This window comes from Cronobacter malonaticus LMG 23826 (assembly GCF_001277215.2).
In the GTDB taxonomy this organism is placed as follows: Bacteria; Pseudomonadota; Gammaproteobacteria; order Enterobacterales; family Enterobacteriaceae; genus Cronobacter; species Cronobacter malonaticus.
In genome coordinates this window covers 2267807-2291494 of the sequence record NZ_CP013940.1, presented here as the reverse complement: position 1 = coordinate 2291494, position 23688 = coordinate 2267807, and the positions used below count along the sequence as shown (strand labels likewise).

Annotated in this window: 13 protein-coding genes; 4 read left to right on the top strand and 9 right to left on the bottom strand. The window is 60.4% G+C overall.

Annotation, left to right across the window (positions count from 1 at the left end):
• Positions 1-539 precede the first annotated feature (539 nt).
• Together AFK66_RS10810 and AFK66_RS10805 are read left to right on the top strand one after the other, a co-directional pair.
• A complete protein-coding gene (locus AFK66_RS10810) occupies positions 540-1802 on the top strand; it encodes an autotransporter strand-loop-strand O-heptosyltransferase (RefSeq protein ID WP_007783750.1) in 1263 nt (420 codons plus the stop codon).
• A 29-nt stretch (positions 1803-1831) separates the two neighbouring features.
• Complete coding sequence (locus AFK66_RS10805; protein ID WP_007783753.1) at positions 1832-8902, top strand: AIDA repeat-containing protein; 7071 nt, start codon at positions 1832-1834, stop codon at positions 8900-8902.
• A gap of 478 nt (positions 8903-9380) precedes the next feature.
• Here the strand turns inward: AFK66_RS10805 and AFK66_RS10800 are convergent, their stop codons facing one another.
• The 4 genes from AFK66_RS10800 to puuD all read right to left on the bottom strand — a co-directional run bounded on the left by AFK66_RS10800 (position 9381) and on the right by puuD (position 13668).
• Complete coding sequence (locus AFK66_RS10800; RefSeq protein ID WP_007783756.1) at positions 9381-10661, bottom strand: NAD(P)/FAD-dependent oxidoreductase; 1281 nt, start codon at positions 10659-10661, stop codon at positions 9381-9383.
• Positions 10654-12153: an aldehyde dehydrogenase PuuC gene (gene puuC / locus AFK66_RS10795; RefSeq protein ID WP_023898891.1), complete on the bottom strand. Its 1500-nt coding sequence runs from the start codon at positions 12151-12153 to the stop codon at positions 10654-10656. Before puuC ends, AFK66_RS10800 begins: the two co-directional genes overlap by 8 nt.
• A 165-nt stretch (positions 12154-12318) precedes the next feature.
• On the bottom strand, positions 12319-12876 hold the full coding sequence (gene puuR / locus AFK66_RS10790; protein WP_004386885.1) for an HTH-type transcriptional regulator PuuR: 558 nt from the start codon (positions 12874-12876) through the stop codon (positions 12319-12321).
• A 24-nt stretch (positions 12877-12900) separates the two neighbouring features.
• Positions 12901-13668, bottom strand: a complete 768-nt coding sequence (gene puuD / locus AFK66_RS10785) for a gamma-glutamyl-gamma-aminobutyrate hydrolase (RefSeq protein WP_007783761.1) — start codon at positions 13666-13668, stop codon at positions 12901-12903.
• Positions 13669-13879: 211 nt separating this feature from the next.
• Between puuD and AFK66_RS10780 the strand changes: the two genes are divergently transcribed.
• Both AFK66_RS10780 and AFK66_RS10775 read left to right on the top strand, forming a co-directional pair.
• Positions 13880-15298 carry a glutamine synthetase family protein gene (locus tag AFK66_RS10780; RefSeq protein WP_007783763.1) on the top strand — a complete coding sequence of 473 codons (1419 nt, stop codon included), beginning with the start codon at positions 13880-13882 and terminating at the stop codon, positions 15296-15298.
• 392 nt (positions 15299-15690) lie between these two features.
• Positions 15691-17052 carry an APC family permease gene (locus AFK66_RS10775; RefSeq protein ID WP_004386883.1) on the top strand — a complete coding sequence of 454 codons (1362 nt, stop codon included), beginning with the start codon at positions 15691-15693 and terminating at the stop codon, positions 17050-17052.
• A 1195-nt stretch (positions 17053-18247) separates the two neighbouring features.
• Here the strand turns inward: AFK66_RS10775 and flhA are convergent.
• The 5 genes from flhA to hypB all read right to left on the bottom strand — a co-directional run bounded on the left by flhA (position 18248) and on the right by hypB (position 23688).
• On the bottom strand, positions 18248-20326 hold the full coding sequence (gene flhA / locus AFK66_RS10770; protein ID WP_032986234.1) for a formate hydrogenlyase transcriptional activator FlhA: 2079 nt from the start codon (positions 20324-20326) through the stop codon (positions 18248-18250).
• Positions 20327-20418: 92 nt separating this feature from the next.
• Positions 20419-21429: a hydrogenase expression/formation protein HypE gene (gene hypE / locus AFK66_RS10765; protein ID WP_023898887.1), complete on the bottom strand. Its 1011-nt coding sequence runs from the start codon at positions 21427-21429 to the stop codon at positions 20419-20421.
• Positions 21426-22547 carry a hydrogenase formation protein HypD gene (gene hypD, locus AFK66_RS10760; protein WP_007783772.1) on the bottom strand — a complete coding sequence of 374 codons (1122 nt, stop codon included), beginning with the start codon at positions 22545-22547 and terminating at the stop codon, positions 21426-21428. The genes hypE and hypD overlap by 4 nt, the downstream gene beginning before the upstream one ends.
• A complete protein-coding gene (locus AFK66_RS10755) occupies positions 22547-22825 on the bottom strand; it encodes a HypC/HybG/HupF family hydrogenase formation chaperone (RefSeq protein ID WP_023898886.1) in 279 nt (92 codons plus the stop codon). Before AFK66_RS10755 ends, hypD begins: the two co-directional genes overlap by 1 nt.
• Positions 22816-23688: a hydrogenase nickel incorporation protein HypB gene (gene hypB, locus AFK66_RS10750; protein WP_023898885.1), complete on the bottom strand. Its 873-nt coding sequence runs from the start codon at positions 23686-23688 to the stop codon at positions 22816-22818. Before hypB ends, AFK66_RS10755 begins: the two co-directional genes overlap by 10 nt.

Genomic DNA, 23688 nt, shown 5'->3' with positions numbered 1-23688 from the left:
CATTAATTCTTATTGACGTCTCAATTCGAGGTGGGTTGTTTAATTTTTATTCATTAATTAATTCTCTACACCATAGTGTTCCCTACTAATATCTGTCTTAAGAAAAAGCCTATAGCTTCCGTTTTTCCTATTGAAATTAAATAAAGAATATGCTTTCAGCGTCAGGCTTACCGCTGCGTAATATATTCTTCCCGCCCCAAAATAGCCTGATCTGCATATTGCAAGGTGAGGATAATCCTAAAAGTGTGTCTCTATAGCAGAGCTAAATGCTTGTAAAGTTTAGCTTTAGTGAAAAGTCACTCAGGGTGACATTTACATAACTCTATGATTATTAACGATATTTATATTTGGTAAAAATTTGCAATAAGTAACGATGTAGCTACACTAAAACCTGCATTCGGACGGCTCAACGGATGGGCAAGATGTCAGATAAATAACTGTCTCGGGCAACAACGGTCCGAGAGTTGACGTGTACTTAAAACACGTTGGGTTAATTATTTAATAGCAGCATAACCCTGATACAGATAATTAAGGTAGGTATGGCGATGACGCTTTCTTCATCTGCCAGTAATGGCTACGCCTTTATTTCACCCCCGGAAATACCCACGCAGCAGGGGCCGGAAGGCATTTTGTACGATTTTAACGATGGCGCCAGGCTGCTGCTTCCGGCAGGCGACTGGCGCGTCGAAATAAGCGATGACGAAACGGGAAATATACTTTTTGCGAGTGATATCGCCGAAGGCTGGGTGATTAGTACTAAAAAATACTATGTCCCGTTTCGCTTGCAGGTCTGGAAAAAAGGGCAGAGTGAACCGCTGCTCGATCACGCGCTTGATATGCGCGACAAGCCGGTGCTGATCTCCTTTCCCACCGGCACGCTGGGCGACCTGGTGGGATGGGTGCCTTATGCCGAACGTTTTCGCCAGACCTACGGCTGCCAGGTGGAATGCACCATGGCGCAGCCGATTATCGATCTTTTCGCGCCCGTCTACCCGGAACTGCAGTTTTACGCACCGGAGAATTGGGCAAGCCAGCGTACGCATCGCGAGCCGCCTTACGCCACCTGGCGCGTCGGGCTGTTCTTTCAGGGCGATCTCGACAAGCAGCCGTTTGACTTTCGCGCGGTCGGGTTACACCGCACGGCAGGCCATATTCTCGGCGTCGACCCGAGCGAAATCGTCCCCGATCTGCGCGTCCATTCGCCGCGCCAGATAGCCGAGCCCTACGTCTGCATCGCCACGCAATCCACCAGCCAGGCCAAATTCTGGAATAACGGCACCGGCTGGCATGAGGTGATCGAATTTCTGAAAGCGCAGGGCTACCGCGTACTGTGCATCGACAAAGAGCGCGTCGTCGGGCGGGGTTATGTCTGGAACAAAATCCCCCATGGCGCTGAAGATTTCACCGGCAACCTGCCGCTGCGCGATCGCGTGGCGCTGCTCGAACACGCGGAATTTTTCATCGGTCTCGGCAGCGGCCTTTCCTGGCTTGCCTGGGGCTGTCGCATTCCGGTGGTGCTGATAAGCGGTTTCAGCCTCCCGGCCAGCGAATTTTATACCCCCTGGCGCGTTATCAATACCCACGTCTGCAACGGCTGCTGGGATGACGTGCGGCTTAATTTTGACCATCAGGACTATTTCTGGTGTCCGCGCCACAAAGGCACGGACCGGCAGTACGAGTGCACGCGTTTTATCACGGGTAAACAGGTGATTGGTCACTTACGTCGGCTGATCTCCCTGAAAAGCAACCCATTCGACATCAAAACAACAGCATTGGCAGACCCAAATCAGCACGCCGCCTGAGCGTCTGAGCGGGTTTCGAGGGCATCAATATGAAGAGAAGTCTTAATTGCAGTTACCGGCTGGTGTGGAGTGAAGTCCAGCGCGCGTTTATCGTCGTCTCCGAGCTCACGCGAGCGAAGGGCAAGCGCGCCAGCGGGGCGGTGTTGTTGACGGCAGCGGTAGGGAGTTCGCTTGCCAGCGGCGGGGCGTTCGCGTTCACGCCCGATGTCACCTCGTCGGTGCAGGATGAGCTGGTGCAGAACGGCACCCAGCAGGTCCTGGTCGGCGGGACGACGACAAATCATATTATCGGCACGCTGGGCAGTCAGATTGTTGCAGGCGGGCTGGCGCAGAAAACCACGCTGAATGACGGCGGCGTTCAGATTGTTCGCCAACAGGGCGTGGCGAACGGCACTGTCATCAATGACGGTTTGCAGTTCGTTGAAAAGGACGGCCAGGCGCAGAGAACGGTTGTTCTTGATGGTGGCGTACAGCAGGTTGGTGGTTCAGCGGTGCATACCGTCGTCGGCAATGGCGGCGAGCAGCACGTACAGGCGAGCGGCACGGCAACCACCACGATTATCAACAATGGCGGCACCCAGTCGGTTGACGGCACGTCTATCTCCGCCGTGGTCAACGACGGTGGGCATCAACTGGTGGAGCGCGGCGGTTATGCCCGTAACACCACCGTTAATAATGGCGGCATCCAGTATGTCAGCGCCGGCGGCTCCTCCTCGGATGGCGTGATCTTTGGCGGCGGCATCCAGCAGGTCTCCGGCACCGCGTCCGGCACCAGCATCAACGACGGCGGCAGCCAGCAGGTTCAGGTTGGTGGTCAGTCCCGCGACGCGCAAATCAATAATCGCGGCACTCAGGCCGTTGACGGCACGGCGATTTCCTCCATTGTGAAAGACGGCGGTACTCAGATAGTCAACCGTGGCGGCCTTGCGAAAAACACCCAGGTGAACAGCGGCGGCCTGCAGCATGTGTCGCTCGGCGGCGCGTCTGCTGACGCCCATCTTTTCGGCGGCACGCAACAGCTCGCCGGTACGGCGTCAAATACCCAGATCGATGCCGGTGCACAGCAGCATATCGAAGCTACCGGGCTTTCCGTCAGCGCGACGGTCAACAGCGGTGGTCTGCAGAATGTCGACGGCACGGCCAACTATGCGACCATCAAAGATGGCGGTGTGCAACTGGTGCAAACCGGCGGCCATGCCAACAGCACCGTGGTGCGTAGCGGCGGTATTCAGGACGTAGCCCTCGGCGGTTCGGCGTCTGACTCCATTCTTCTCGGCGGCACCCAGCAGCTCGCGGGCAACGCGGGCGGCACCATCATCGGCGACGGCGGCGTACAGCATGTGAAAACCGGCGGTTCTGCGTCCGGCTCGCTGATTAACGCTGGCGGCTTACAGCGCGTCGACGGTACCGCGAAAGACACCACCATCAACGACAAAGGCATCCAGCTGGTCAATAGCGGCGGCCTCGCGGACAACACTGCGGTCCATAGCGGTGGTCTGCAATACATCGCCCAGGGCGGCGCGGCCTCGGAAGGCGTCGTCTTCGGCGGCGGCATCCAGCAGGTTTCCGGCACCGCATCCGGCACCAGCGTGAACGATGGCGGCTCCCAGCAGGTGCAGGTGACCGGTAAAGCGATCGGCACCCAGATCAACAATCGCGGTACCCAGGCCGTTGACGGCACGGCTATCTCCGCCGTGGTGAAAGAGGGCGGCACCCAGCTTGTTAATAAAGGTGGTCTCGCGAAAGATACCCAGGTCAACAGCGGCGGCCTGCAACATGTATCGCTCGGCGGCGCGTCTGCCGATGCGCATCTCTTTGGCGGTACGCAGCAGCTCGCGGGCACCGCGTCCAACACGCAGATTGACGCTGGCGGCGAGCAACATATCGAAGCGACGGGCCTTTCTGTCAGCGCGACGGTCAACAGCGGCGGCCTGCAAAACGTCGACGGCACCGCGAATTTCGCGACCGTTAACGACGGCGGCACCCAGCTGATTCAGGTCGGCGGCCATGCCAACAGCACTGTGGTGCGCAGCGGCGGCGTACAGGATGTGAAACTCGGCGGCGCGGCGTCTGGCTCCATCCTGCTTGGCGGCACGCAGCAACTGGCGGGTACCGCGGGCGACACCGTCATCGGCGACGGCGGCGTGCAGCATGTGCAGGTGGGCGCGAATGCCTCCGGCACGCTCATTAACGCAGGCGGTCTGCAGCGCGTGGACGGCACCGCGAAAACCACCACCATCAATGACAAAGGCATCCAACTGGTGAACCGCGGCGGTAAAGCGGACAGCACGGCGATCAACAGCGGCGGCCTGCAGTATGTGGCAGAAGGCGGCTCCGCCTCTGACAGCGTCGTCTTCGGTGGCGGCATCCAACAGGTTTCCGGGAACGCGTCCGGCACCAGCGTCAACGACGGCGGCTCGCAGCAGGTGCAGGTGACAGGCCAGGCGACCGGCACGCAGATCAACAATCGCGGCACTCAGGCTGTTGACGGCACCGCGATTTCCGCCATCGTCAAAGACGGCGGCACCCAGATTGTTAACAGCGGCGGCCTTGCGAAAAACACCCAGGTCAACAGCGGTGGTCTGCAACACGTCTCCGTGGGCGGGGCTTCTGCCGACGCGCATCTGTTTGGCGGCGTGCAGCAGCTCGCGGGCACCGCGTCTAATACCCAGATCGATTCAGGCGCGGAGCAGCATATCGAAGCGACCGGTAAATCGGTTAGCGCGACCGTTAACAGCGGCGGTCTGCAGAATGTTGATGGTACCGCCAACTACGCAACCATCAACGACGGTGGCGTACAGCTGGTGCAGAACGGCGGTCACGCCAACAGCACAGTGGTGCGCAGCGGCGGCGTTCAGGATGTGAAACTGGGCGGCGCGGCGTCTGATTCCGTTCTGCTTGGCGGCATTCAGTCGGTCTCCGGCACCGCGGGCCGTACCGTGATTGGTCAGGGCGCTATTCAGCATGTGAAAATCGGCGGTCTGGCTTTCGCATCGCTGGTGAACGCGGGCGGTCTGCAACGCGTCGACGGCACGGCCACCTCGGCGGTCGTGAATAAAGATGGCATCCAGTTCGTTAACAGCGGCGGTCTGGCGCGCGCCACCACGGTCAACAGTGGCGGGCTTGAGCACATCAACTTTGGCGGCGCGTCGTCAGACGGCGTTATCTTCGGCGGTGGCGCTCAGGTAGTGGCAGGCATGGCGTCCGGCACCAGCATCAGCGACGGCGGTGTTCAGCTCGTTACCAAAACCGGCATGGCGAACGATACCCACGTCAACCGCGGCGGCGTGCAGAGCGTCGACGGTACCGTCACCTCTGCGGTCGTGAAAGACGGCGGTACGCAGATTATCAATAACGGCGGCCTGGCACGCGGATCTATCGTCACCAGCGGCGGCCTGCAACACATCAATAAAGGCGGCGCGTCGTCTACTGCGAAAATCTTCGCAGGCGGCACCCAGGTGGTGGCGGGTACGGCCTCCGGCACCAGCATCGGCGACCGCGGCACGCAGCTCGTGCAGGAGACCGGTAAAGCGGTGGACGCGCAAATTAACCAGGGCGGCACGCAATCCGTTGACGGTACGGCTATCTCTGCGGTCATCAACGACGGCGGCCTGCAACTCGTGAATGTGGGCGGTCTGGCGGCGGGCTCTATCGTTCACAGCGGCGGCGTACAGCACGTGAAACTGGGCGGCGCGGCGTCTGACGGCACCGTCTTTGGCGGCGGTACGCAGCTGGTTGAAGGTACCGCGTCCGGCACCAGCATCAGCGACGGCGGCGTACAGCTCATCATGGCGAGCGGCCACGCGAAAGGCACGCTGGTCAACAGCGGCGGCGTACAGCGCGTCGATGGTCAGTCGTTCGATGCGGTGATTAATAACGGCGGGCAGCAGATTGTCGACCCGTACGGCTGGTCGCGCAGCACCGTGATTAACGCCGGCGGCACCCAGATCCTGAGCAACTCGGCGGTCGCTATCTCTACCGTAATGAACGGCGGCGAACAGCACGTCAACAACGGCGCGCAGGCGCTGGCGACCCGTCTGCTGGGCGGCACGCAGAATATCGGCAGCGGCGGTAAAGCCTTCGACACCCGCGTTGAGAAAGGCGGCGTCCAGAATGTGAATTCCGGCGGCTACACCTACGGCGGCACCATCGCCACCGGCGGCAGAGAAAACGTCTTTACCGGCGGCACCACCGATTTCACCGTCGTGGAAGGCACGCAGATTGTGGACGGCCACTCCATCGTGACCATTCTGCAAAACAACGGCTACCAGCGCGTAAATAAAGACGCCCTGGCGGATGTGACGATGGTCTTCGGCAACGGCGTGATGGATGTTTACGGTACGTCTATCGGCTCCGAACTGTATGAGAATGGCGAACAGCGCGTGTATGCAGGCGCGAACGTCACCTCGACCTGGCTGAACGACGATGCGAAGCAGACCGTCTACAACGGCGCGGTAGTGACCGAAACCAATAATCGCGGCGGCGAGCAAAACCTGCTGAGCGGCGGTCGCGCCGTGAACACCAGTATGGATACCGGCGCTGTCCAGAACATCGCTGCGGGCGCGACGGCAGAAACCACGGTGCTGATTAACGGCTCCGTACAGAACGTGCGCGGTACCGCTGACGGCGCTGAACTCGCGGCTGACGCCGTGCAGAACGTCTATCGCGGCGGTGTGGCGAAAAACACCAGCCTGTATGGCCGCACCGCGCAGAATATCTACAACGGCGGCCAGACCTTCAATACCAATATTGAATACGGCGGCGTTCAGAACGTGCTGACCGGCGGTACGGCGACCAGCACCACCATCAATCTGGGCGGTACGCAGAACGTCAACAGCGGCGGTACGGTTATCTCGACCATCATCAAGGCGGGCGGCATCCAGAACGTCAATGATGGCGGTATTGTTATCGACAACACCGTGGTGGGCGATCAGGTCGTCAATAACGGCGGTACGGTGGCCTCGTCTACCGTCAGCGAAAACGGCAGCCAGAGCGTGACGCTGGGCGGTACGGCTATCGCGACCACCGTCACCAAAGGCGGCGTGCAGTACATCCGTAAAGGCGGTGTCGCCGACCAGACCATCATTCACGAGGGCGGTATGCTGGCAGTGGCGGATGCGGCCGAAGCGACCAACATCGATCTGAACAGCGGCGCGGGCATTATCGCCGGCACCGACACCACCGTGAACGGCACCAACGCGCTGGGTCAGTTCTCTATCGCCAATAAACTGGCGAACAGCGTGCTGCTGGAAGGCGGCGGCGTGCTCTCGGTGGCGGCGGACGGTATCGCCAACAACACCGTGGTACAGAACGGCGGTAAACTCAACGTGGCGGATGGCGGTATTCTGACCGGCACCACCGAGCTGAAAGATGGCTCCGCGATTGCAGGTAACGTCACCAACACCGGCAAACTGAGTGTCACCACCGATAAGAGCGACAACACGATTGCCGCGAATATCAGCGGTACCGGCAGCCTGTATAAAGAAGGCGACGGGAAACTGACCGTCAGCGGCATTCTGAACCAGACTGGCGGCACCTGGCTGCAGAGCGGTACGCTGGTGTTCAGCGGCCTCGAAGCGGTGACGGACGTTATCGCGCAGCTTGGTACCTCGCTGCAACTGACCAACGGCGCCTCGCTTACCGGTACGATCGACCCGACCGATCTCACCGTGGACGCTGGCTCCACCTGGCTGATGACCGGCAACTCGCTGCTGAATGACCTGACGCTTGGCGGCACCATTGATTACCAGGCACCGACGGGCGCGTTCGTTCCGAAAACCCTGACGGTTACTAATCTGACGGGTAATGGCGGTACGATCACCCTGAACACGCTGTTCCAGGGCGGTACGGCGACCACCGACAGCCTGATCCTTAACGGCGGCACCGCGACCGGCAACACCCGCATCGCTATCCGTAACCAGGGCGGTCTGGGCGCGCGCACCACCGGCGACGGTATCCAGGTCGTGAACGCCATTAACGGCGCGACCACCACCGACGACGCATTCAGCCTTGCCAACAACCTGCAGGCGGGGGCGTATAACTACAGCCTGCGTCAGGGCGCTGGCAACGAAAGCTGGTATCTGACCACCGCGTCCGGTAGCGGCGACGAGAACGGCCCGCAGAACTACCGCTCGGCCATGTACCTCTACAGCTCGCTGTATGCGCAGGCGATGGACTACGACAGCGCGCTGCTTGGCTCGCTCGACAGCCGTCGCTACGCGGCGCGCAGCCCGTCTGAGGATGGCAGCAACATGTGGGCGCGCTTCCAGGCAGGCCAGCTGAGCCACGATCACGGCGGTTCGGATCTGCGTAACGGCAACACGCCGGAAAGCAAAGGCGGCTACACCTTCCTGCAGATCGGTAGCGACCTGTGGCGAGGCCAGGCGTCTTCCATGGAATGGGGTGTCGGTATCTACGGTGCGGCAGGTCTGTCGGCTATCGACGTTCAGCGCAGCGAGAAATCGAAAGCGGGTACGGTGCGTGACGACGCGTACAGCGCCGGTCTGTATGTCAACGGCGTGCATGAGAGCGGCTGGTGGGTTGACGTGGTGGCGCAGGGTACGCGTCATAACTTCGATACCGACCCGCGTGACGGCGACGGTATGAAAACGCATGGCTGGGGCTATGTCGGCTCCTTCGAAACCGGCCTGCCGTTTGATATCGGCAGCGGTCTGGTGCTCGAACCGCAGGTGCAATACCAATACCGCGGCGTGAACCTGAAAGATGGCGATGACGATGCCGCCGATGTGCAGTTCGGCGACGGCCATAGTCAGCAGGTACGTGCCGGTCTGCGCTTTGGCAACAACGCGACGCTGAAAGAGAGCGGCAACCCGCCGCCGGTGAGCTGGTGGGTGCGTCCGTCCTTTATCCAGACGTTTGACTCCAAAGGCGATGTGAACGTGAGCGCGCCGGGTGTGGCAGGCAGCGAAGTCTCGTTCAATCCGGATCAGGACGGCACCGCCGCCGCGCTGGATGTCGGCATCGACGGCCAGATCCGCGACAACGTGACGCTGGGCGTTCGCGCCGGTTACACCAAAACCATCGACGACGCCGGTACCGGCGGTTACGGTGGCCAGGTGACGCTGAAAGTCAGCTTCTGATAACAGGCAATGAGAACAGCCGCCCCAGACGGGGCGGTTTTTTTTGCGTGTAATAAAGGAAGAGGAGAGGATGTGATGGCGGCATCAGCGTCACTTGGTTCGTAGGGTGGGTAAGCGAAGCGCACCCACCGTTTTTTTAACCCGCCACAAAACAAACGGTAAGGTGATGGTTTTATTCCGGCTCAAAAAAAATCGGCCCATCAGGGCCGATTTTCCGCCGGGAGCCGGGATTGCAAAGGGGGCGGCGGCGAGCCCCCTTTGCACGTTCGCGTGAAACGAGCATCCATATAAAGGCAGCATTATGGCGAACGGAACGTGTTCACCGTCCTTGTATATATCACCCGGCCCAGGCGTTCTCCATAATGCTGGATGGCGGGTGCGCGTTGCTTACCCGCCCTACGATATTGGGCCGCACGTTAGATTTAGGGTGGGTAAGCGAAGCGCACCCACCGTTTCAATCACGCACCCACCGTACCAATCACACGCCCAGCCGGTCCCGCAGGCTGTAATACGCGGCACCCATCGCGGTAAACGGGATCTGGAACGAGCGCCCGCCGGGGAACGGATAATGCGGCAGCGTCGCGAACGCGTCGAAACGCTCGGCGTCGCCGCGCAGCGCCTCGGAGATAAGCCTGCCGGCAAGATGCGTACAGGTCACGCCGTGGCCGCTGTCGCCCTGCATATAATAAATGTTGTTCTCAAGCCGCCCAAACTGCGGCATTCGCGAGAGCGTCAGCAGGAAATTCCCCGTCCAGCGATAATCGATCTTCACGCCTTTAAGCTGCGGGAATGTCTTCAGAAGCTTCGGCATAATCAGCCGGTCGATATCATCCGGGTCGCGCGCGCCGTAGACCACGCCGCCGCCATACAGCAGGCGGTTGTCCGCCGTTAGCCGGTAATAATCGAGCAGATAGTTACAATCCTCGACGCAATAATTATTCGGCAACAGCGACGCCGCCACGTCCGGGGCCAGCGGCTCGGTGGTCACCACCTGCGTACCGCACGGCATACTGCGTCGTGCGAGCGCAGGCTCAAGCCGCGTGCCGAGATAGGCGTTGCCCGCCACAATCACATAGCGCGCCGTCACCTGGCCCTGCGCGGTTTTCACCACCGCAGGCTGGCCGTGCGTAATACTCACCGCCGCCGACTGCTCGAAAATCTTGCCGCCGAGCGAGCGAATCGCCTCCGCCTCGCCGAGCGCCAGGTTTAACGGATGAATATGGCCGCCGTTGTGGTCGAGCAGCGCGCCGGTATAACGCTGGCTCGCGATTTCTCCGCGCACCGCGTCGGCATCCAGCAGCTCAAGACCGTTGTTGCCGTAGCGCTCCCAGCTGGCCTTTTGCTCCATCAGCCCGAGATACTGCTTGCGGTTCAGCGCCACAAACATCCCGCCGGGGCGGTAGTCGCACTGAATGTCGTAACGCTTAATGCGCTCGCGGATGATCTCGCCGCCTTCAAACATCATGCTGCCGAGCATCCGCGCCGTTTCTGCGCCGTAGCGCGCCTCAATAACGTCAATATCTCGGCTGTACGAATTCACCACCTGGCCGCCGTTGCGCCCGCTCGCGCCAAACCCGATCCGCGCGGCTTCCAGCAGCACCACGTCATAACCTTGCTCCACCAGATGCAGCGCCGACGAAAGCCCGGTGTAGCCGCCGCCGACAATACAGACATCGCACTGGAGTGATTCCGTGAGCTTCGGGAAGGGCGCGTGCGGGTTGGCGCTTGCGGCGTAGTAGCTGTTTACATGTTCAGTCATGATTGTGCTCCAGGCTCATCCAGATGGTTTTCAGTTCGGTGAATTTTTCCAGCGCGTGCAGCGATTTATCGCGCCCGTTGCCGCTCTGCTTATAGCCGCCGAACGGTACGGTCATATCGCCGTCGTTATAGTTATTGATAAAGACGGAGCCCGCCTTCAGACGTCGGGCCATACGATGGGCGCGGGAGAGCGAGCGGGTCCAGACGGCGGCGCCGAGACCGTAGTCGCTGTCGTTGGCGAGCCGCAGCGCTTCTTCTTCGCCGGTAAAGGTCGTGACCGCCAGCACCGGGCCGAAAATCTCCTCGCGGGCGACGCGCATCTGGTTATCCACGTCGGTAAAAATCGTCGGGCCGACGCAGGCTTCGTGCGGCTGCGCGCGGCCATCCAGCCACAGCGTCGCGCCCTGCGCCTGGCCAAGCTCAATATAGCGGCGCACGCTGGCGGCGTGATCGTCATCAATCAGCGTGCCCATGGTGGTCTGCGGGTCGAGCGGATCGCCGGGCGTAAAGCTCTGCGCATGCGCTTTCACGCGCGCCAGAAACGCGTCTTTAATGGAGGCTTCCACCAGCAGGCGCGTACCGGCGATGCAAACCTGGCCCTGGTTATAGAAAATCCCGGCGGCGGCCGACGCCGCGGCCTGGTCGAGATCCGGGCAGTCGGCGAAGACGATATTGGCGCTCTTGCCGCCCGCTTCGAGCCAGACGCGCTTCATGTTCGATTCACCCGCGTCTTTAAGGAGCTGTTTGCCGGTGCGGGTGGAGCCGGTAAAGGTCATCACGTCCACATCCGGGTGCAGCGAGAGCGCCTGGCCCGCCTCGTGGCCAAAGCCCGGTATCACGTTCAGCACGCCGTCCGGCAGCCCCGCTTCACGCGCAAGCCCCGCAAGGCGCAGCGCCGAGAGCGGCGATTTCTCAGAGGGTTTGAGCACCACGCTGTTACCGGCGGCAAGCGCCGGGCCAAGCTTCCAGCAGGCGAGCAGCAGCGGGAAATTCCACGGCACCACGGCCGCCACCACGCCGACCGGCTCGCGCACGATCATCGCTAGCGACGCGCTATCGGTGGGTGCCACCTCACCATAGAGTTTATCGACCGCTTCGGCGTACCAGCGCAGCGCGCGGGCCGCGCCTGGAATATCATCACGCAGGCTATGGCGAATCGGTTTACCGGTGTCGAGCGACTCCAGCAGCGCCAGCTCCTCGTGATGCTGCTCCATTAACGCGGCCAGACGCATGAGCACCGCTTTACGCGCAGCGGGTGCCGCCTGCGACCAGTCGCCGCGCTCGAACACCGCACGGGCGCTCGCCACCGCGGCGTCTACGTCACGCTTCGCGCCGCGCGCCACCTCAGCAAGCGTCTCGCCGGTGGCCGGGTTGACCACGCTGAAGGTGTCGCCACTCGCGGCCGCCCGGTAGTCGCCCTGATAAAATAACCGGCCTTCGATGGACAGCCGCGCCGCCTTACCCTGCCAGTAGCTTAACGTGTGAAATTCCATAGCCTCTCCTGTAATTACAAAGGGTTAGCGCGTTTAAGGCGGCGGTTCCGCCTGAATTTTTGACGCAGAAGCCCCCGGGCGAAAAAGCCCGTTTAGCTCAGGTCAGATGCGGCCCGTGTCAGGCGCGCCCGGCGTCTTCTTCCAACCGAACGCGCTGAACGGTTATCAGAAGGTGGTGGGCGTATGCGCGCTGATGATGCGGCAGATCCCGGCCGAGGTATTGCTGAAGCTGTGAGGTATGCCGGTGTTGATGGCATAGCTCTGACCTGCGGTCAGGTGGAACGTCTGGCCGTTAACGGTCAGCACGATTTCTCCTTCCAGCAGGGTGCCAATCTCTTCACCCTGGTGTTTGATCCTCTCCCCGGTCGTGGTGCCGGGTTGGTACGTTTCAAACAGCATCGCCAGCGTGCGATGCGGATTCCCGTTATGAATCAGCTTCATCGAGACGCCCTGGCTGCCTATCTCAATCAAATCCTCCTGATTGATGACCACCTGCGGTTCGTCCGGTTTTTCTGGTTCGGCAAAAAATTCCGACAGCGAGAGCCCGTACACCTTCAGCAACTTTTGCAGCGTACTGATGGCCGGACTCACTTTGTCCTGTTCAATGGTGCTGATAGCGCTGTGCGTTAGCCCGGAAAGTTCAGCGACGCGGCGCTGCGACAAACCCAGTTGCTGGCGGATCTGCGCTAAACGCTTCCCCGGCGCCAGGGTGACATCGCTCATAGAGTCTCTTCCTTCATAGTAACGTCAGGCGGGTCGGGGCTTTTCGGCCCGAAACCCCCGACAGGCGGTAATAAAACCTTCAAACAACAGCCGCGAGAGTGCGTATTCGCTGCTGTTCCATTCCGGGTGCCACTGCACCCCCAGTGCAAACGGGTGATCGATAACGCTTGCGGCTTCCACAAGGCCATCCGGCGAGCGCGCTTCCACGCGTAGCCGCGCGCCCAGCGTACGGGCGCCCTGGCCATGCAGCGAATTTACCCAAAACGTGTTGCAGCCCGGTATCAGTTTGCCAAGAAGCCCTCCCAGCACTACCTGCACCTCGTGAGAGGGCGCGTACTGCTGGTCCAGCGGCAGTTCAGGATCTTCGCGGTGTTCCAGCAGTTCCGGCTCGTCAAACAGCCGACGATACAGCGTCCCCCCGGTAGCGACAACCAGTTCCTGAAGCCCTCGACAGATGGCGAAAAGGGGAATGCGCCTTTCCAGCGCGCGCTCTATCAGCGCGATGCTCAGAGTGTCCCGCCCGGGATCGGCGGCAGGCTCATCGCCGTTTTCACCATACAGGTGCGGCTGAACGTTGCTGGGGCTGCCCGGCAGCATAATGCCGTCAAGTTCAGCGAGTAGCTGATCGAGAAGAACAGACTCAGCGACGATATGAGGCAGGGGCACCGGCAAGCCGCCAGCGTTCAGCACGGCGTTAATATACTTCTCTTGTAACGTCTGGCTTGGGTGCCCCTTGATACTGTTTCTGCACATCACGACGCCGATTAACGGCCTGTTAAATATAATGCCCATACTGTCCTCTCGCGCTGGTCTAAATTCTGCACAAACGCCACGTTTGCACCGCATTCTGTTCAATATTTTCTCAATCTAGCAGCGCTGTAACCAAAATTCAAACGCGATTTAACATTTGAAAAACATTTCTGTTGCATCTAGATTCTAAAAATGGAAATTATATCGAACGGTCTGATTGCGGGACCGGCATCTGCAACAACGGCGGTGAATAATGGAAACCAATATCGTGGAAGTAGAAAATTTTGTGCATCACAGTGAAGAGAGGCGAACCAGTGCGTTTGCCCGCGAAGTGAATGCCTATCTTGAGCGTTATCCGTTAACGGAATATGTCGATGTAATGCTGACGGATCTCAACGGCTGTTTTCGCGGCAAACGCATCCCTGTGGCGGGTCTTTTAAAAGTCGAGAAAGGCTGTTATTTCCCGGCCTCGGTTTTTGCGATGGATATTCTGGGCAACGTGGTGGAAGAGGCGGGACTGGGGCAGGATCTCGGCGAGCCGGACCGCCGCTGCGTGCCGGTCCTGGGAAGCCTGGTGCCGTCCGCCACCGACCCGGAGTATCTCGGCCAGCTTCTGCTGACCATGCAGGACGAAGATGGTACTCCCTTTGACGTTGAGCCGCGCAACGTGCTTAACCGCCTCTGGCAGCAGTTGCGCCAGCGCGGTCTGCACCCCGTGGTAGCGGTAGAGCTGGAGTTCTATCTCATTGATCGCCAGCGCGACGCCGAAGGCTATCTCCAGCCGCCGTGCGCGCCCGGCACCCAGGATCGCAACACCCAAAGCCAGGTCTATTCGGTGGACAATCTTGATCGCTTCGCCGATGTATTAAGCGATATCGACGAGCTGGCGCGCATGCAGCAGATCCCCGCCGATGGCGCGGTGGCGGAAGCCTCGCCAGGCCAGTTTGAAATCAACCTGCACCATACCGATAACGTCTTACAGGCCTGCGATCACGCGCTGGCGCTCAAGCGTCTCGTGCGCCTGGTGGCTGAAAAACATGGCATGCAGGCCACCTTTATGGCCAAACCCTATGAAGAACACGCCGGCAGCGGGATGCACATTCACATCAGCATTGTCGATGACAACAGGCAGAACGTGCTGGCGCTTCCCGACGGCGAAGATTCCGACCTGCTTAAGCAGGCGCTCGCCGGAATGATCGATATGATGCCCGCCTCGATGGCGTTGCTGGCACCAAACGTTAACTCCTACCGCCGTTTCCAGCCGGGGATGTATGTCCCGACTCAGGCCTCCTGGGGCCATAACAACCGCACCGTCGCGCTGCGCATTCCCTGCGGCGATCGCGACAGCCATCGCGTGGAATATCGCGTGGCGGGCGCGGATGCGAACCCTTATCTCGTGATGTCTGCGGTACTTGCAGGTATAGTGCACGGCCTGGAAAACGACTTGCCGCTGCCAGAGGCGGTGGAAGGCAACGGTCTGGAGCAGGAAGGAACGCCGTTTCCTATCCGCCAGAGCGACGCCCTGTATGAGTTCCAGGTTCATCCGGCGATGCGCGAGCGGCTGGGCGCGCGGTTTTGCGAGGTGTTCCATGCCTGCAAGAACGACGAGCTTATCCAGTTTGAGCGGCTCATCACCGAAACGGAAATTGAGTGGATGCTGAAAAACGCCTGACGGCTGGCCTGAAACTTTCCCCGCTTTTATGGCAGGCGGGCGTTATCCAGGTAACAGGTTGTTAATACCCAAAGCGGATTCAGTACGCACCATGCCGCGCCACAGAAGGCCGCGGCGAAAGCTCGCCGGGCCTGTCGCGCCGGCTTTTCCGGTGTCGCGTGAAGGAATAGCGCGCGACAGCGGCTTACAGACGACGTTCAGGATACGTTACGAGGATATTGAGATGGTGCCACTTTATCTCTGTCCGCTGCGCGCGGGCACCCGCCTGAGCCGCAGTAACTACGGGCCCGCGCCCGGAGCTTTGCTTCATCCGCGTTTTCAGCGCGCGTCACGACGACTCCCTCCGGCCTCTGTTTCGCGACGAATCACAGAGACGAAAGGGGGAACGCGCGATGGCGATTAACTACGATCTCAACGTTGCCGCGGCGCGTCCGCAGCTGCGCAAATCACTTAAACTCTGGCAGGTGGTGATGATGGGCCTGGCCTATCTGACCCCAATGACCGTGTTCGACACTTTCGGTATCGTCTCCGGCATCAGTAACGGTCACGTCCCGGCCTCTTATTTGCTGGCGCTGGCGGGCGTGCTGTTTACCGCCATCAGCTACGGCAAACTGGTCAAGCGCTTCCCGACGGCAGGCTCCGCCTATACCTACGCCCAGCAAGCGATTAACCCGCACGTGGGGTTCCTGGTGGGCTGGTCGTCGCTGCTCGATTATCTGTTCCTGCCGATGATCAACGTGCTGCTGGCGAAGCTCTATCTCTCGGCAATGTTCCCCGACGTGCCGCAGTGGATCTGGGTGGTGCTCTATGTGGGCATCATGACGCTCGCGAACCTGAAAAGCGTCAATCTGGTGGCGAACTTCAACACGCTGTTTGTGACGGTGCAGGTGGCCATCATCGTGGTGTTTATTTTTCTGGTGATCCACGGTCTGCATAAAGGCGAGGGGACGGGCACCATCTGGTCGGTACAGCCGTTTGTCAGTGAAAACGCGCAGCTGTTGCCGATTATCACCGGAGCGACCATCGTCTGTTTTTCGTTTCTCGGTTTCGACGCCGTGACGACGCTGTCGGAAGAGACGCCGGATGCAGGCAAGACCATTCCGCGCGCGATTTTCCTGACGGCACTATACGGCGGCGTGATATTCATTGCGGCCTCGTTTTTTATTCAGCTCTTTTTCCCGACGATGGGGCGTTTTAAGGAGCCGGACGCGGCGCTGCCGGAAATCGCGCTTTACGTGGGCGGCAAGCTGTTCCAGTCGGTTTTCCTGTGCTGTACGTTTGTGAACACGCTGGCGTCCGGGCTTGCGTCGCACGCCAGCGTGTCGCGCCTGCTGTATGTGATGGGCCGCGATAACGTCTTCCCGGAAAAGGTCTTCGGCTATGTGCACCCGAAATGGCGCACGCCCGCGTTGAATGTGATTCTGGTGGGCGTCGTGGCGCTGAGCGCGCTTTCTTTTGACCTGGTGACCGCGACGGCGCTGATTAACTTTGGCGCGCTGGTGGCGTTTACGTTCGTGAACCTCTCGGTAGTGAATCACTTTTTCCTGCGGGAAGGGCGAAACAAAGGCTGGAAAGACCGGATTAATTATCTGATCCTGCCGCTGGTGGGCGCGCTGACGGTGGCGGTGCTGTGGCTGAACCTGGAGAAGAGTTCGCTGACGATGGGGCTTATCTGGGCCGCGCTGGGGCTGATGTATCTGACGTGGCTGACGCGCCGTTTCCGCCGTCCGCCGCCGATGTTTAAGGGTGAATAAGCCGGGTAGGGCGGGTAAGCGCAGCGCACCCGCCAGCAAACGAAAGCCGCCGTTAGCGTAGGGCGGGTAAGCGCAGCGCACCCGCCAGTAAACGAAAACCACCGTCATCTTAGGGCGGGTAAGCAACGCGCACCCGCCATCAGGCATGTATTCAGGTGATATATACCAGGGCGGTGAACACGTTCCGTTCGCCCTGATGTCACCCTCGTATGAAGGCTTCCCTCACGCGAACGTGCAAAGGGGGCTCGCCGCCGCCCCCTTTGCAATCCCGGCTCCCGGCGGAAAATCGGCCCTGATGGGCCGATTTTTTTGAGCCGGAATAAAACCAACACTTTACCGATCGTTTTGTGGCCGGGTAAAAAAACGGCGGGTGCGCTTCGCTTACCCACCCTACGTTAAACGTAATACCCAATATCTTGTAGGGCGGGTAAGCGCAGCGCACCCGCCAGTAAACGAAAACCACCATTACCCCAGGGCGGGTAAGCAACGCGCACCCGCCATCGAGCATGTATTCAGGTGATATATACCAGGGCGGTGAACACGTTCCGTTCGCTATAATGCCGCCTTTATATGGATGCTCGTTTCACGCGAACGTGCAAAGGGGGCTCGCCGCCGCCCCCTTTGCAATCCCGGCTCCCGGCGGAAAATCGGCCCTGAGGGGCCGATTTTTTTGAGCCGGAATAAAACCAACACTTTACCGATCGTTTTGTGGCCGGGTAAAAAAACGGCGGGTGCGCTTCGCTTACCCACCCTACGTTAAACGTAATACCCAATATCTTGTAGGGCGGGTAAGCGCAGCGCACCCGCCAGTAAACGAAAACCACCATTACCCCAGGGCGGGTAAGCAACGCGCACCCGCCATCGAGCATGTATTCAGGTGATATATACCAGGGCGGTGAACACGTTCCGTTCGCTATAATGCCGCCTTTATATGGATGCTCGTTTCACGCGAACGTGCAAAGGGGGCTCGCCGCCGCCCCCTTTGCAATCCCGGCTCCCGGCGGAAAATCGGCCCTGAGGGGCCGATTTTTTTTTAGCCGGAGCAAAACCATCACCTTACCGATCTTTTTGTGGCCGGGTAAAAAAACGGCGGGTGCGCTACGCTTACCCGCCCTACAAGAGAAGCCCCGACGTTACCGTAGGGCGGGTAAGCGCAGCGCACCCGCCAAAAATTACCAGCCAAAACCCCAAACGCTTACAGCGCTTCCTTATCGATCCCCAGCCGCTTCATCCTGGAAAGCAGCGTCGTGCGCTTCACGCCAAGGCGCGCGGCGGCGCCTTTCGGCCCGGCGATCACGCCGTTGGTTTCTTTTAATACCCGGGTTATCCGCGCCACCTCGTCTTCGCCGTCGCGCATCTCGACGGGCGGCGGCGCGACGGTTTTTTTCGCCGGTCGCAGCGTCAGCTCCGGCAACGAGAGCTGCAACACATTGCCGCGCGTTAACAGCACCGCGCGCTCAATCACGTTCTCCAGCTCGCGCACGTTACCCTGCCATTCCATCTGGCTTAACGTGTGCAGCGTTTCGGCGGGAATACTGTCGATGCTGCGCCCCAGACGGCGCGCGATTTTAAAAGTGAACGCCTTCACCAGCAGCGGAATATCCTCCGGGCGCTCGCGCAGCGGCGGCAGATGGATCGGGAACACGTTCAGGCGGTAATAGAGATCGCTTCTGAACTCGCGGTCCGCCACCATCTGCCGTAAATCGCGGTTGGTCGCGGCAATCAGCCGCACGTCGGTCTGGATAACTTTGTTGCTGCCGAGCCGCTCAAACTCCTGCTCCTGCAACACGCGCAGAAGTTTCGGCTGCAGATCCAGCGGCATATCGCCCACTTCATCCAGAAACAGGCTGCTTTTATCGGCAAGCTCAAAACGCCCGATGCGCTGGGCGCTGGCACCGGTAAACGCGCCGCGCTCGTGGCCGAAGAGATCGCTTTCCAGAAGCCCTGCGGGCATCGCCGCGCAGTTCATCTTCACCATACGCCGCCCGTTGCGGTCGCTCAGGTTATGGATCGCGCGAGCGATAAGCTCTTTACCGGTGCCGGTTTCGCCAAGAATTAGCACCGTGCTATCGCTCTTGGCGACCATTTCCACCTGCTTCATCACGGCCATCATCGCATCCGAGCGCCCGATGATTTCGCCGAAATCCGCCGGAACATTGTTAATCTGCTCGGTCAGCGCCAGGTTCTCATCCACCAGCCGCTCTTTAAGGCGGTGGATCTCCTGGTACGCCAGCGCGTTATCCACCGCAATCGCGATGCGCTCGGCAATCTGGCGCAGCAGTTTTAAATTAGCGGCGGTGAAAATATGCTCCTCGCACTGCGCGAGCTTCAGCACGCCCAGCATCTTCTCGCCAAACATCAGCGGCAGCAGGCAAATGGTCTGGATCTGGTTATCCCACATCTCAAACAGCATCTGTTCGTAAGGCGCGAGATCGTCGCGCTGGTGCAGATTCACCAGCAGCATTTCCCGCGAACTGAACACGCGCGCCGAGAGCGTTCCTTTCTCCTGCACCTCGCTCTGATCGTGCAGCGGCGCGGCTTCATCAACATAGTGCGTGGAGTAAATCGTCAGTTTGCCTTTGCGCGCCGCCGGCAGAACGATACTGATGGAATCGATACTGAAATAGCGGTGGATCTCGTGAGAAATCTCGGTCACCAGCTCGTCGAGATGCAGTTTGGAGAGCACCGCGTTAGTGATGGCGACCAGAATGCGAAAATCATCGCGCTCGCGGCACAGCAGCGCGTAATCCTGGCTGTTGCCAAGCCGCGTCTGGATTTGCTCCGCCGCGACGCTCACGATTTGCGTGAGTGTTTGCAGCCGTGAAAACTCTTTTTCGCTAAAACATTCGGGCGTGTCGCGAATAAACTCGCAGCCGCCGAAAATATGGCCTTCGGCGGCGAGCGGGGCCAGGCAGTAGTAGCCAAAGGCCGGGTAGAGCGGGAGTGCGGCAAGCCGCGGCCAGGTCTCGGCGAATTCGTCATACCGGCAGTGCAGCACTTCGGGGCGCGACAGCAGCCGACGCACCGGGCCATGGGAGAGCACCGTTTCGTCTTCATACGTCACGGCATTGCCGACGCTGTCGACGCTGTAAAAACAGGTACGCTGATGTTTCGGGTGATACAGCAGAATGTTAACCCGATCCGCCATGCCGGAGGCGTTAAGCAGCGATTTCAGCGCCTCCGCCAGCGCGCAGAGATCGGGCTGGCGCATCAGAGTGCGAGTGATGTCGAACAGCCCTTGCTGGCCGAGATCGCTCATGGGTGTGTATGACATTGGCTCATCCAGAATGCGTTCGCAAGATGCGGAAACGTAAATCAATATTGTAGGCACAGCCTGTTTATCAGGTTCTTGCGCAAAAACAGGGTTTAGCAGATCCGGGGTAAAGGTTCGCTATGCGGCAGATCAAGTGTGCGCTTCACACCGTAAATCCCGGCGAGCCGCACGCCTTTTTGCGCCACCACCTCGCCAATGATGGCCGCATCCTGCCCCAGCGGATGCGCGCGCAGCACGTCCAGCACGTGTTGCGCCGCCTCGCGCGCTACGCCTATCACCAGTTTGCCTTCGTTGGCGAAATTCAGCGCGTCCAGCCCGAGCAGCTCGCAAACGCCGCGCACGGCGGGTTTCAGCGGCAGCGCGCGCTCCTGTAATTCGATGCCACACCCTGCGCTTGCCGCAAACTCATGCGCCACGGCGTTAACGCCGCCGCGGGTAGCGTCACGCAGGGCTTTTACGCCAGGCACGGCACGTAATTGCTGAATCAGCGGCGAGAGCAGGGCGCAGTCGCTTGCAAGCTCCCCTTCAAGCCCCAGTTGTTCACGCAGGTTGAGAATCGTCGCGCCGTGATCGCCAAGCGTGCCGGAGACCAGCAGCACGTCGCCGGGCGAAAGCTGCCGCGCGCCCCAGTGAATATCGGCAGGAATAGCCCCGAGCCCGGCGGTGTTGATAAAAAGCTTATCCGCCGCGCCGCGCGGCACCACTTTGGTGTCGCCGGTGACGATCTGGATGCCCGCCGCGCGCGCCGTCGCGGCCATGCTGTGAGCGACTTTTTCAAGCGTCGCCATCTCCAGGCCCTCTTCAAGAATAAACCCGCAGGAGAGCCAGCGCGGGACGGCGCCGCTTACCGCGACGTCATTGGCCGTGCCGCAAATCGCGAGCTTGCCAATGTCGCCGCCGGGGAAAAACAGCGGGTCGATAACATAGCTGTCGGTGGAAAACGCCAGCCGATCGCCCCTGGCCGTTAGTTCGGCAAGCGGCAGGCGCGCCTGATCTTCCTGCTCCGCCAGCCACGGATTTGCAAACGCCTGCATAAACAGGCGGTCGATCAACTGCTGCATCGCCTGGCCGCCGCTGCCGTGGGCGAGGGTAATGGTGTTCATGCGTCGCACTCCTCTGAACGATACTGATACCAGGCGGCGCAGGCTCCTTCCGAGGAGACCATCAGCGCGCCGAAGGCGTTTTGCGGGTTACAGCGTCTGCCAAAGAGCGGGCACTGGGCGGGTTTGCAGCGGCCGGTCAGCACGTCGCCGCAGCGGGCGTTGGGGGAATCATTGACCTGCTGCGGCGCGGGCGCGAAATGCGCCTCGGCGTCAAAGGCTTGAAACGCCGGGCGAAGCCGCACGCCGGAGTGGTTGATGACGCCGAGCCCGCGCCATTCGCTGTCGCCCTCGACACAAAACACCGTGTCCATCGCCTGCTGCGCCGCCGGGTTGCCCGCGTCCGGCACCACGCGGCGGTACTGATTTTCCACGCGGCTTTCTCCGGCGATGCGCTGCTCGACCAACATCAGCACGCCCTGTAGCAGATCCAGGGGCTCGAAACCGGCCACCACCAGCGGGCGTGCGAAACGCCCGGCAATGAAATCATACGGATGCGTGCCGATCACCATGCTGACGTGCCCCGGTGCCAGAAACGCGTCAATCTGGTTATCCGGCTGCTCCAGCAGGCTTTGCAGCGTCGGGATGAGCGTAATGTGCTGACAGAAAAAGTAAAAATTACGCACGCCGCGCGCTTTCGCCTGCATCAGCGTCAGCGCGGTGGCGGGCATGGTGGTTTCAAAGCCTAAGCCGAAAAATACCACCTCGCGTTCTGGCTGCTGTTCGGCGATTTTCAGCGCGTCCATCGGCGAATAGACGATACGCACGTCCGCGCCTTCAGCTTTGGCCTGGAGCAGCGAGCCGTTTTTGCCGGGCACACGCATGGCGTCGCCGAAGGTGCAAAAGATAACGCCGGGGCGGCGGGCGATTTCGGTGGCGTTGTCGATGCGTCCCATCGGCAACACGCAGACCGGGCAGCCGGGGCCGTGGATAAACTCGATATTTTCGGGCAGCAGGCGGTCGAGGCCGAATTTAAAAATGGCGTGGGTGTGCCCGCCGCACACCTCCATAATGCGCAGCGGTTTCTGCGCCGTGTGGCTTAAGCGCGGCGCGCGCTCGCACAGCCGGTCAATCAGGCGCAGCACCCGTTCCGGGTTGCGGTACTCATCGACATAACGCATCAGCGGTTCTCCTCGCCATACAGCAGCGCGCCGACATCCGGCTCTACTTCAAACATCGTTTGCAGCGCCTCCAGCGTCTCGCGCGCCTCGCGCTCGTTAATCAGGCTCATGGCGAAACCGACATGCACCAGCACCCACTGGCCGAGGCGCGGCTGGCCGTTCTCGTCATGCGTGCCCACCAGCGTTAAATCGACGTCGCGCCGTACGCCGCACACCTCGACGCGCGCGAGGTTGCCTGCGAGCAGTTCACAGATTTGCCCCGGAATGCCTATGCACATCGCTGTTCCTCCAGCCAGGCGAGCCACGCGCTCATGCCGTCGCCGCGCGTGGCGGAAACCAGCAGGATAGTGATGTTCGGGTTGACCTCGCGCGCGTACGCCATGCATTTTTCAACGTCGAAGTTCAGGTACGGCAGCAGATCGATTTTATTGAGCAGCATCAGCGAGGCGGCGGCGAACATATGCGGGTACTTGAGCGGCTTATCTTCGCCCTCGGTTACCGAGAGCACCGCCACTTTGTGACGCTCGCCGAGATCAAACCCCGCCGGGCAGACCAGGTTGCCGACGTTTTCAATAAACAGCACGCCGTTATCGGCAAGCGGCAGGCGCGCCATCGCGTCCTCTACCATCTGCGCGTCGAGATGACAGCCTTTGCCGGTATTGACCTGAATCGCCGGGGTGCCGGTAGCGCGAATGCGCTCGGCGTCGTTTACCGTCTGCTGATCGCCTTCGATAACGGCGCAGGGCGTAGTGTCGCGCAGGCGTTTGAGGGTCTCGGTGAGCAGCGTCGTTTTGCCGGAGCCGGGGCTGGAGACCAGGTTCAGCGCCAGCTGGCCGCGCGCGGCCAGCCGCTGGCGGTTGCGCTGCGCAATCTGGTTGTTTTTATCGAGCACGTTGATTTCAATCTCCACCATTTTGCGCTGGCTTAAGCCGGGCGCATGGGTGCCCGCCTCGCCGTGGCCGTAGTTGAGTGAGCCATCCGGTGTCTCGTCAGGCGTAAACGTGTTCAGGTTTATTGTTGAGATGGGCGCTACCGCGCGCGGGGCGGCGGCAAAAGGGGCGGCGCGAAACGGCGAATGCGGGTTGTGCTCATCGCCTTCTATATAAAGGTTGCCGTGCTGGCAACCGCAGGTCGTACACAT

Bases quoted from the DNA above. Each gene is read 5' to 3' on its own strand.
- AFK66_RS10810 (WP_007783750.1), top strand. From the start codon at position 540: ATGGCGATGACGCTTTCTTCATCTGCCAGTAATGGCTACGCCTTTATT.
- AFK66_RS10805 (WP_007783753.1), top strand. From the start codon at position 1,832: ATGAAGAGAAGTCTTAATTGCAGTTACCGGCTGGTGTGGAGTGAAGTC.
- AFK66_RS10800 (WP_007783756.1), bottom strand. From the start codon at position 10,661: ATGACTGAACATGTAAACAGCTACTACGCCGCAAGCGCCAACCCGCAC.
- puuC (WP_023898891.1), bottom strand. From the start codon at position 12,153: ATGGAATTTCACACGTTAAGCTACTGGCAGGGTAAGGCGGCGCGGCTG.
- puuR (WP_004386885.1), bottom strand. From the start codon at position 12,876: ATGAGCGATGTCACCCTGGCGCCGGGGAAGCGTTTAGCGCAGATCCGC.
- puuD (WP_007783761.1), bottom strand. From the start codon at position 13,668: ATGGGCATTATATTTAACAGGCCGTTAATCGGCGTCGTGATGTGCAGA.
- AFK66_RS10780 (WP_007783763.1), top strand. From the start codon at position 13,880: ATGGAAACCAATATCGTGGAAGTAGAAAATTTTGTGCATCACAGTGAA.
- AFK66_RS10775 (WP_004386883.1), top strand. From the start codon at position 15,691: ATGGCGATTAACTACGATCTCAACGTTGCCGCGGCGCGTCCGCAGCTG.
- flhA (WP_032986234.1), bottom strand. From the start codon at position 20,326: ATGTCATACACACCCATGAGCGATCTCGGCCAGCAAGGGCTGTTCGAC.
- hypE (WP_023898887.1), bottom strand. From the start codon at position 21,429: ATGAACACCATTACCCTCGCCCACGGCAGCGGCGGCCAGGCGATGCAG.
- hypD (WP_007783772.1), bottom strand. From the start codon at position 22,547: ATGCGTTATGTCGATGAGTACCGCAACCCGGAACGGGTGCTGCGCCTG.
- AFK66_RS10755 (WP_023898886.1), bottom strand. From the start codon at position 22,825: ATGTGCATAGGCATTCCGGGGCAAATCTGTGAACTGCTCGCAGGCAAC.
- hypB (WP_023898885.1), bottom strand. From the start codon at position 23,688: ATGTGTACGACCTGCGGTTGCCAGCACGGCAACCTTTATATAGAAGGC.